At 73.9% G+C, this 9,686-nt stretch carries 9 protein-coding genes; 4 read left to right on the top strand and 5 right to left on the bottom strand.

Features of this window, described 5'->3' with window-relative positions:
• Window positions 1-109: 109 nt before the first annotated feature.
• Together BLS21_RS24270 and BLS21_RS24265 are read right to left on the bottom strand one after the other, a co-directional pair.
• Window positions 110-1,279: a zinc-dependent alcohol dehydrogenase gene (locus BLS21_RS24270; protein WP_091224471.1), complete on the bottom strand. Its 1,170-nt coding sequence runs from the start codon at window positions 1,277-1,279 to the stop codon at window positions 110-112.
• A 49-nt stretch (window positions 1,280-1,328) separates the two neighbouring features.
• Window positions 1,329-1,805, bottom strand: a complete 477-nt coding sequence (locus tag BLS21_RS24265) for a hypothetical protein (RefSeq protein ID WP_091224470.1) — start codon at window positions 1,803-1,805, stop codon at window positions 1,329-1,331.
• A gap of 236 nt (window positions 1,806-2,041) precedes the next feature.
• Between BLS21_RS24265 and BLS21_RS24260 the strand changes: the two genes are divergently transcribed.
• Window positions 2,042-3,835: an acyl-CoA dehydrogenase gene (locus tag BLS21_RS24260; RefSeq protein WP_091224467.1), complete on the top strand. Its 1,794-nt coding sequence runs from the start codon at window positions 2,042-2,044 to the stop codon at window positions 3,833-3,835.
• A 182-nt stretch (window positions 3,836-4,017) separates the two neighbouring features.
• Here BLS21_RS24260 and BLS21_RS24255 read toward each other — a convergent pair whose 3' ends face one another.
• Complete coding sequence (locus BLS21_RS24255; protein WP_091224465.1) at window positions 4,018-4,200, bottom strand: hypothetical protein; 183 nt, start codon at window positions 4,198-4,200, stop codon at window positions 4,018-4,020.
• A 193-nt stretch (window positions 4,201-4,393) separates the two neighbouring features.
• Here BLS21_RS24255 and BLS21_RS24250 point away from each other — a divergent pair, with 193 nt between their 5' ends.
• On the top strand, window positions 4,394-5,842 hold the full coding sequence (locus BLS21_RS24250) for an MFS transporter (RefSeq protein WP_091224463.1): 1,449 nt from the start codon (window positions 4,394-4,396) through the stop codon (window positions 5,840-5,842).
• A 98-nt stretch (window positions 5,843-5,940) separates the two neighbouring features.
• The gene (locus BLS21_RS24245) at window positions 5,941-6,984 is read left to right on the top strand and encodes a YihY/virulence factor BrkB family protein (protein WP_091224461.1); all 1,044 of its coding nucleotides are present in this window, start codon (window positions 5,941-5,943) and stop codon (window positions 6,982-6,984) included.
• 128 nt (window positions 6,985-7,112) lie between these two features.
• Here the strand turns inward: BLS21_RS24245 and BLS21_RS24240 are convergent, their stop codons facing one another.
• Together BLS21_RS24240 and BLS21_RS24235 are read right to left on the bottom strand one after the other, a co-directional pair.
• On the bottom strand, window positions 7,113-7,820 hold the full coding sequence (locus BLS21_RS24240) for a hemerythrin domain-containing protein (RefSeq protein WP_091224459.1): 708 nt from the start codon (window positions 7,818-7,820) through the stop codon (window positions 7,113-7,115).
• 165 nt (window positions 7,821-7,985) lie between these two features.
• Entirely contained in the window at window positions 7,986-8,735 is a 750-nt protein-coding gene (locus BLS21_RS24235) for a TetR/AcrR family transcriptional regulator C-terminal domain-containing protein (RefSeq protein ID WP_245700748.1), read from the bottom strand.
• Between the two features lie 228 nt (window positions 8,736-8,963).
• Here BLS21_RS24235 and BLS21_RS24230 point away from each other — a divergent pair.
• The coding region (locus BLS21_RS24230) for a DUF2382 domain-containing protein (protein ID WP_091224455.1) at window positions 8,964-9,686 on the top strand (723 nt) is incomplete at its 3' end.

Below are 9,686 nucleotides of genomic sequence, written 5' to 3'. Positions count from 1 at the left end.
CGGCCGACGAGCGGGGGCCCGCAGGGTCCCCCGAGGAGCGTCGGCGGTCCGGCTCGACGCTGATCGGGGACGGCACCTGGCCGCGGTGTCGGCCGGTAGGCCGACGATGTCAGGGCGTGAAGACCGCCCGCACGCAGCCGTCGGTCTTGTCCTTGAACATCTGGTAGCCCCGCGGCGCCTCCTCGAGCGGCAGGACGTGGGTGGCCAGGTGTTCGGTGGTCAGCTCGCCGCGGGCCATGTGCTCGAGGATCCGCGGCATGTAGCGCTGCCCGTGCACCTGGGCCCCGCGCACGGTCAGGCCCTTGTTCATCATCGCGCCGAGCGGGAACTTGTCCACCATCAGCGCGAAGACGCCGAGCACGAAGACGCTGCCGCCCTTGCGGCAGGCCAGGATCGCCTCCCGGACGGCGGAGGGACGGTCGGTCTGCAGCCGCAGCTGCTGCTTGACCTGGTCGTAGGCACCCTGGATGCCGGAGCTGTGCGCCTCCATGCCGACCGCCTCGATGCAGACGTCGGGCCCGCGGCCGCCGGTGACCTCGCGCAGCTCGGCCAGGACGTCGGTGCGCGAGTAGTCGATCGTCTCGGCGCCGACGTGCTCGCGGACCTGGGCCAGCCGCTCGGGCAGCCGGTCGATGACGTACACGCGCTCCGCGCCCAGCAGCATCGCGGCGCGGGCCGCCATCTGGCCGACGCCGCCGGCGCCCCAGACGGCGACGACGTCCCCCGGCCTGGTGCCGGCCAGGTCGGCGCCCATCCAGCCGGTGGAGACGGCGTCGGAGGCGAACAGCGCCCGCTCGTCGCTCACCCCCTCGGGGACGACGAACGCGCCGACGTCGGCGTAGGGGACCCGGATGTACTCCGCGTGGCTGCCGGCCCAGCCGCCCATCGCGTGGGAGTAGCCGAAGCAGCCGCCCGGGCTCTGGCCCCACAGCGACTCGGTGATCCCCGGGTTCGGGTTGCCGTTGTCGCAGAGGCTGTAGAGCTCCTGCTTGCAGTACCAGCAGGTGCCGCAGGCGATGAAGGAGTTGACGACGACGCGGTCGCCCACCCTCCGGTCCCGCACGCCCCTGCCGACCTCGACCACCTCGCCCATGAACTCGTGGCCGAGCACGTCGCCGGCCCGCATGAACGGGATGTAGCCGCCGAGCAGGTGCAGGTCCGAGCCGCAGGTGGTGGTCCGCCGCACCCGCAGGATCACGTCGTGGTCGTTGAGGATCTGCGGGTCCGGGACGGTCTCCACCGAGACCTCGTTGACCCCGGTCCAGGTCGCGGCCCTCACCGTGCCTCCTCGCCACCGGCCGGCGGAGCCGGCACGCTCACACAGCCGCTCACAGGACACCCTCTCCCCCGGCGCGAGCCGTCGCGCCCTCCAGCGCCGCGCCCTGCGGCGTCGGCTTGCGGACACCGTGCGGCGCGGGATCGACCCGCAGCACCTCGCCCACCTCGATCAGCTGCTTGGCCTCCCGCAGCGCGGCGCGCAGCGCACGCAGCTCGTCGTCCGACGGCCGGTCGCGGTAGCGCGCGGCGAGCTCGGTGCCGCGGTCGCCGGGCGCCGGCGTGATGCGCAGCTCGACGCGGTCGCCGAGCGCGGCCAGCGGCGCGGGGAGGTCGGCACCGGCACCCACCTGCTCCGGCGAGCACAGCACGGTGACCGCGCGCCAGCGGCGGGCGGCGGTCTCGGGGTCCTCGGGAGCCGAGGACTGCCCCAGGCCGGGGAGCCGCACGTGCTGGAGGCGGCCGAGCAGCGCCCCTCCTGCCTGCGTGGCGGCTCCTCGCAGGGAGTCGAGCAACCTGGGCACGGCCATGACGCGTCCTCCTGGGCATCGACGTCCGGTGGCCGCGGGCTACCCAGGACCCCGACGGGGCCAATCGTCCGGACCGGGACCGTCCCTGAGGACCCCCTCCGGCTGCCGACGACGGGGGCGTCGCGGGATCGGGGCCGACCACCGCGGGCCCGCGGCCCGCCGTCCACCTGACGTCCTACTGTGGCGGTGCCGGGCGGACGGAACCCGGGTCCCTGCCGAACCGCTGCGGAGGCGCCGTGCGCTCGTCGTTGATCCTGTCCCGCCGCGACCTGGACTTCCTGCTCCACGAGTGGCTGGACGTCGAGGACCTGGTGAAGCGCCCGCGCTACGCCGAGCACTCCCGCGAGACCTTCGACGCGGTGCTCGACCTGGCCGAGCAGATCGCCACCGAGCACTTCGCGCCGCACAACCGGAAGGCCGACGAGAACGAGCCGCACATGGTCGACGGCAAGGCCGTGCTCGTCCCCGAGGTGAAGCAGGCCCTCGACGTCTTCGTCGGGGCCGGGCTGATGGCCGGGGAGTTCGACGAGGAGTACGGCGGCATGCAGCTGCCGCACGTCGTCGGCCAGGCGGTCTTCGCCTGGTTCAAGGCGGCCAACGTCGGGACGTCGGCCTACCCGTTCCTCACCATGGGGAACGCCCGGCTGCTGCTCGCGCACGGCAGCAAGGAGCAGATCGACACCTACGTGCGCCCGGAGATCGAGGGCCGCTGGTTCGGCACGATGGCGCTGTCGGAGCCGCAGGCCGGCTCCTCGCTGGCCGACATCACCACGAAGGCGGTGCCGCAGGACGACGGCACGTACCGGCTGACCGGCAACAAGATGTGGATCTCCGGCGGCGACCACGAGCTGACCGAGAACATCGTCCACCTGGTCCTGGCCAAGATCCCCGGTGGCCCGCCCGGGGTGAAGGGAATCTCCCTGTTCATCGTCCCGAAGTTCCTCGTCGACGAGGACGGGACCCTCGGTGAGCGCAACGACGTCGTCCTGGCCGGTCTGAACCACAAGATGGGCTATCGGGGGACCACGAACACGCTGCTGAACTTCGGCGAGGGCGTGCACACCCCGGGCGGCCGACCCGGGGCCGTCGGCTACCTCGTGGGCGAGCCGCACCGCGGCCTCACCTACATGTTCCACATGATGAACGAGGCCCGGATCGGCGTCGGGATGGGCGCGACCGTGCTCGGCTACACCGGCTACCTGCACGCCCTCGAGTACGCCCGCACCCGCACCCAGGGCCGCCCGGCCGGCGCCAAGGACCCTGCCTCGCCGGCGGTGCCGATCATCGAGCACCCCGACGTGCGCCGGATGCTGCTGGCCGCCAAGTCCTACGCCGAGGGCGGGCTGGCGCTCGGCCTCTACTGCGCCCGGCTGGTCGACGAGGAGCAGACCGCCGAGACCGAGGACGAGCGCGCCCGGGCCCACCTGCTGCTCGACACCCTGACGCCGATCGCCAAGGCCTGGCCCTCCCAGTGGGGCCCGGTCGCCGACGACCTGGCGATCCAGGTGCACGGCGGCTACGGCTACACCCGCGACTACCCCGTCGAGCAGTTCTACCGGGACAACCGGCTCAACCCGATCCACGAGGGCACCAACGGCATCCAGGCGCTGGACCTGCTCGGGCGCAAGGTGGTCGCCCAGGGCGGCGCCGGGCTGCGACTGCTCGGGGAGACGATCACCGCGACGACCGCCCGCGCCGCGGGGACGCCGTGGGCCGGCTTCGCCGCCGACCTCGACGCCGCGGTGGCCCGGATGGGCGCGGTGACCGCCACGCTGTGGGGTACCGGCGACCCGGACCTGACGCTGGCCAACGCCAGCGTCTACCTCGAGGCCGCCGGCCACCTGGTGGTCGGCTGGCTGTGGCTGGAGCAGGCGCTGGCCTGCGAGGGCTCCTCCGACCCCTTCCACGAGGGCAAGCGCGCGGCGGCCCGCTACTTCTGGCGCTGGGAGCTGCCGCGCACCCGCGCCCAGTTCGACCTGCTGGAGTCGCTGGACCGCACCGTCCTCGACACCGACGAGGCCTGGCTCTGATCCGGCCGTCGACGCACGCGCGCCCCGCGGCTCCGAGGAGGAGGCGCGGGGCGCGGTCGGTCTCAGCGAGGGGCGGCCCCGTCCAGGCACCGCTGGCCCCGTTCACAGGCTCGCCGCGAGCCGGCGAGGGGCGAGGAGGACGGGGTCCTTCCACGAGGCGTGGGGGAAGGGTGGTTCTCCTGCTAGGCGGCGCGGGCACCCACCGGTTCGCCGGTCGCGGTCCGGGTGGTGGCCGCGCGGGCCGGGACGGCCTGCGCGGCGCGCTGCTCACGCTCGTAGCGCGCCGTCGAGGAGGTCCCCAGCCCGATCACCAGTGCGGTCAGGACCAGGAACCCGAGGAGGGTAACGGCCGGCCACAGCACCATCAGTCAAACCCCTTTGTGCACAGAAGTCACCGCTGGTGGCTGGCGCCCCCGCGGCACGTCGTCGTCACAACGGCACTACCCCGTCCGATCGCCGTCTCAACCGCCGATCAGCTGCTCCACCTGATGGGGTGTGACCAAACGCACGGACCCGGGCAGGCGCGCCCGCTGAGACCGGGCGTGGTCTGATCCCCTGGTGTCCCGCGCCGCCGACGACGAACAGCGCGCGCCGCGGCCGGTGGTGCTGGTCGCCGTCCTGGCCCTCGGGACGACCGCGCTGTCGCTCATGCAGAGCCTCGTCGTCCCGCTGCTCCCGGCGATCGGCGTGCAGCTCGGGGTCTCGGCCAACGCCGCGGGCTGGGTGCTGACGGCCAACCTGCTCGCCGCGGCCGTCGCCACGCCGGTGCTGGGCCGCCTCGGTGACACCTGGGGGGAGCGCCCGGTGGCGCTCGGCGTCCTCGCGGCCATGTCGGTCGGCACGCTGCTGGCGCTGGTCACCTCCTCGCTGCCGCTGCTGCTCGTGGCCCGGGTGCTGCAGGGCGCCTCCTACGGCCTGTTCCCGCTGGCCATCAGCGTGCTGCGCCGCGAGCTGCCCGCCGCCCGGCTGGACGTCGCCATGTCGGTGGTGAGCAGCACGCTCGCGGTGGGCGGCGTGGTGGGCCTGGTGGCGGCCGGGGTGCTGACCCGGGACGGCGGCGACTACCACCGCCCCTTCTGGATCGGGCTGGTCGTCTGCCTGGTCACCCTGGTGCTCACGGCGGTCGTCCTCCCCCGCCGCCCGGCCACCGGGTCCGGCTCGGTCGACTGGGCCGGCGCCGCCGTGCTGGCCGCGGGGCTGGTGCTCCTGCTGCTGCCGGTCTCGCAGGGCAACGCGTGGGGGTGGACGTCGCCGGGGACGCTGGGCTGCCTGGCCGGGGCGGCGCTCGTCCTCCCCGGCTGGGTGCTGCTGCAGCGGCGGCGGACCCAGCCGCTGGTCCGCCCGGGCCTGCTGGCCGACCCGCGGGTCGTCGTCCCGAACCTCGCCGGGCTGCTGACCGGCGTGGGGCTGTTCGCCTCCTTCCTCGTCGTCCTGCAGTACGTGCAGACGCCGCCCCAGGCCGCCGGGTACGGCTTCGGCGCCTCGGTGCTCGAGGCCGCGGTCGTCTACCTGCTCCCCGGCGGGGTGGCCGGCGTCCTGCTGGGGCCGGTCGCCGGGCGGATCGTGGCCCGGGTCGGCGCGCTGACCACGCTGGGCGTGGGCGCGGTGTGCGGGCTGGCCGGCTTCCTGCTGTTCGCGGTGCTGCGCGACACCCCGGCGCAGGTGGTCGCCGCCGGGCTGCTCACCCAGCTGTGGGTGACCGTGGCCTACGCGGCGCTGCCCGCGCTCGTGGTGGCCGCCGTCCGCCCCGAGGAGACCGGTGTCGCCAACGCGGTGAACTCCATCGCGCGGTCGGTCGGGCAGGCGGTGGGCAGCACGGTGACGGTCGCGGTCCTCGCCGCCGGCACGGGAGCCGCGACCGGGTTCCCCACGGCGGGGTCGTTCACCGCGGTCGCCCTCGTCGGGGCGGGCAGCGCGGCCGCCGTCGCCGTCGTGACGGTGGCCGGCCGGGGGCGGCGGGGCGCGGCCGAGGGGACCGGCACGGTCGCGGTGCCCGGCGCCCGCTGAGGTCACGGAGCGGTCGCGACACACCGGCGGCGGGCATGGACCACGATCATCCGGGGAACTCCGATGCGGATCGCTCCACATCCGACGGAGGACTGACGATGGCCCGCTCCACCGGTCCGCGTGGCAGCAACACCGCCGCGAACGAGACCCGCTTCTCCGGCAACACCGCGGGTGACCCCGCCCCGGACGACCCCAAGGTCAACGACACCCGGCTCGACAGCGCCCCCAAGGGCGCCGACAAGAAGCCCACGGTCGGCGGCACGCTGAAGCGGACGCTGAAGGAGTTCAGCGAGGACAACCTCACCGACTGGGCGGCCGCGCTCACCTACTACGGCACCCTGGCGCTGTTCCCCGCGCTGATCGCGCTGCTGTCCATCGTCGGCCTGCTGACCAACCCGCAGGAGCTCACCACCGCGCTGACCGCGGTCGTGCCGGAGCAGGCGGCCAGCACCCTGACCCCGGTGGTCGAGCAGCTCGCCGGCAACACCGCACCGGTGGGCTTCGGTCTGGTCCTCGGTCTCGCCGCCGCGATCTGGTCGGCGTCGGGCTACGTCGGGGCGTTCACCCGCGCGGCCAACGTGGTCTACGAGACCCCCGAGGGCCGCAAGGTCTGGAAGCTCAAGCCGCTGCAGCTGCTGGTCACCCTGATCGGCGTGCTGTTCGCCGCACTGATCGTGGCCATGCTGGTGCTCAGCGGCCGCGTGGTCGACGCCGTCGCCGGGGCCATCGGTCTGCCCCCCGCCGTCGTGACCGTGTGGAGCTGGGCCAAGTGGCCGGTCGTCGTCGTGCTCGTGGCGCTGATGATCGCCGTCCTCTACTACTCGACGCCCAACGTGAAGCTGCGCGGCTTCCGCTTCACCAGCCCGGGCGCGGCCGTCGCGCTGCTGGTGTGGGCCGGCGCCTCGGCGCTGTTCGCCTTCTACGTGGCGAACTTCGGCAGCTACAACAAGACCTACGGCGCCCTGGCCGGGGTGATCGTCTTCCTGGTCTGGTTCTGGCTGACCAACCTGGCGCTGCTGTTCGGCATCGAGCTCGACGCCGAGATCGAGCGCACCAAGGAGCTCAAGGAGGGCGTGCCGCTGGCGGAGAAGGAGATCCAGCTCGACGCCCGCGCCGAGCCGAAGGACCGGTACACGCATTAAGGACCACCCTTCCCCCACGCCTCGCAGGCTCAGGCGGAGGGACCCTGAAGGGTGGCCGACGGCCACACCCCTGATCCACGACGACGGCCCCCTCCCGATCCGGGAGGGGGCCGTCGTCATGTGCTGGTTCAGCGCGAGGTCGGCGGGCGGTCGCCGCGGCGGGCCGGCGGGGTGCGCTCGACCAGGCCGGCGATGCCGGCCAGCCCCCGGCTGACCACCTGGCCGACCGGGGCCAGCCTCGCGGGCACGCGGCGGACGACGGCGTCGACGACGTCCCGGCTGCGGTCGAGCACCGTCAGCGGCAGCGCCGACAGCGCGTTGCCCGGCGGACGGCGGGACACCGTCGGGTGCGGCCGGGTCGGCGAGATGCGGCGGACCAGGTCCCAGCGGCGGCCCAGCGCACGCAGCTCGTGCGGGTCGAGGCGCTCCTGCAGCCGGGGGAGGAGCACGTCCTCCTCGTCGCGGACGTCCTCGTTCAGCACCTCCACGAGCCGGGACAGCCGCTGCGCACGGCGCGGGTCGTCGTGCCCGAGCGTCTCGAGCTCGCTGACCAGCTCGTTGACCTCCTGGTGCTCCTCCTCGATGCGCAGGGTCAGCTCCTCGCCGTCGGGCAGCACCCGGCGGATCGCCGGCCAGAGCACGCTCTCCTCGGCGAAGGCGTGGCTGAACACCAGGCGGTCGATGCGGGTCAGGACCTCCTCCTGCTCGCGGCCGGTGGTGCCGTCCAGCTCGTGCAGGAGCCGGTCCAGCTGGATGTGGTCACGACGCTGGCGGACCAGGACGCTGCCCGGCCCCCCGAGCTCCTCGACCGACTGGTCGGCGATGGAACGGCTCACGGTGCATACCTCCCGGTGGACTGCGGGCCACTCTCCTGCCCGCCGGAGGCCACCGGCATGCGCCCGGCCGGTCATGCCCCGGGGGCCGGTGGGAGAGTCCCAAGACGATCGTGCGCCATCTTGTTGTTTGCATGAGAAGACGCCGCGGCCCGCTGACCGCCCGGCTCAGGGGGTCGAGCCGGGACGCCGCGACTCGCGGAGCACCCGCTGGAGGCGCTCGAGCAGGTTCTCCAGCGACTCCTCGAACTCGGCGGCGGACTCGTCCTCGGACAGCAGCGGCGCGAGCCGGCGCACCAGCGGGTACTCGGCCAGCGACCGCTCCCCGGCGTCCGGGGCGCCCTCCGGGTCGTCCAGCGCGGTGATCGGCACGCCGCGCTGCGAGACCTCCAGCAGCAGGTGCCCGAGCAGGAAGCTGGTGTACGCCCGGTAGGCGGCGACCGCGGCCTCGTCGCTGAACCCGTGACCGGTCAGGGCCTCGAGGAAGGACTCCAGCCAACGCAGGCTGCGCAGCGGGGGCCGCACCCACGGTGCGGCCGGCGGCCGGGTGGCGATCAGCGGGAAGAGGGCCGGGTGGTCGAGGGCGATCCGCCGGACCCCGTGCGCCAGCCGCTGCAGGTAGTCCTGCCAACCGTGCTCCGGCGCCAGGTACACCTCCGGGTCGCCGTAGAGCTCGTCGACGACCAGCTCCACCACGCCGTCGAGCAGGTCCTCCCGGCCGGCGACGTGCCGGTACAGCGCCATCCCCTCGACGCCCAGGTGGGCACCCATCCGGCGCATGGTGAGCGCCTCGAGGCCGTGCTCGTCGATGAACTCGACGGCCGCGGCGAGCACCCGGCGCCGGTCGAGCGGCGTCCGGCCCGTCCCCGGCGGGGACGCGCGGAGCGCGCGCGTGTGCGGCTGCCCGTCCGTGGGCACAGCGCCAGGAGGAGCAGCGTCGTCCGCCACGTCCGCCTCCCGTCGCCGTCCGTCCTCCCGTTGTACGCCGCTCGGGCCGGACCAGGGCACCGTGCCGCCCTTCCCCGAGTGGTCCGTGTTTACGGCGTAAGCACGACGGGCAACGAGTTCTCAGCGCCTGCACGACGGTGCGCCAACGGACGGCGCTGCGGACCCGCAGCCCTCCCCTCGACACTGGACAGGAGCAGCATGATCACCGAGACGCAGATCCAGCAGGTCATCGGCACCACCGCGGTCGACGCAGACGGCGACAAGATCGGCAAGGTCAGCGAGGTCTACCTCGACGACGAGACCGGCCGCCCCGAGTGGGCCACGGTGCACACCGGCCTGTTCGGCACCAAGGAGACCTTCGTGCCGCTGGCCCAGGCCGACCTCTCGGGCGACACCCTGCGCTTCCCCTACGACAAGGCGAAGGTCAAGGACGCGCCGAAGATCGACACCGACGGTCACCTGTCGCCGCAGGAGGAGCAGGAGCTCTACCGCTACTACGGCCTCGGCTCGGGCACGGGCACGGGCACGGGCACCGAGACCACCACCCAGACGCAGACCACCGCCGGGACCGCCGGCATGGTGGGCACCACGGGCACCGCCGGGACCGCCGGGACCGCGGGTCTGGCCGGGACCGACCGCGACCGGGACGGGCGCCCCGACCACACCGGTGAGCCCGGTGTCGTCGGCCGGGACGTCTCGGGTCCCACCACGGACAACGCGATGACCCGCTCGGAGGAGCGGCTGAACGTGGGCACCCGCACCGAGGAGGTCGGCCGGGCCCGGCTGCGCAAGTACGTGGTCACCGAGAACGTGACCGAGACCGTGCCGGTCTCCCGCGAGGAGGTGCGGGTCGAGCGCGAGCCGATCACCGACGCCAACGTCGGGCAGGCGCTGGACGGCCCGGCGATCTCCGAGGAGGAG

The sequence above is a fragment of the Geodermatophilus siccatus genome, from assembly GCF_900103785.1.
Taxonomy (GTDB): Bacteria; Actinomycetota; Actinomycetes; order Mycobacteriales; family Geodermatophilaceae; genus Geodermatophilus; species Geodermatophilus siccatus.
This window is presented reverse-complemented; position numbering and strand designations above follow the sequence as displayed.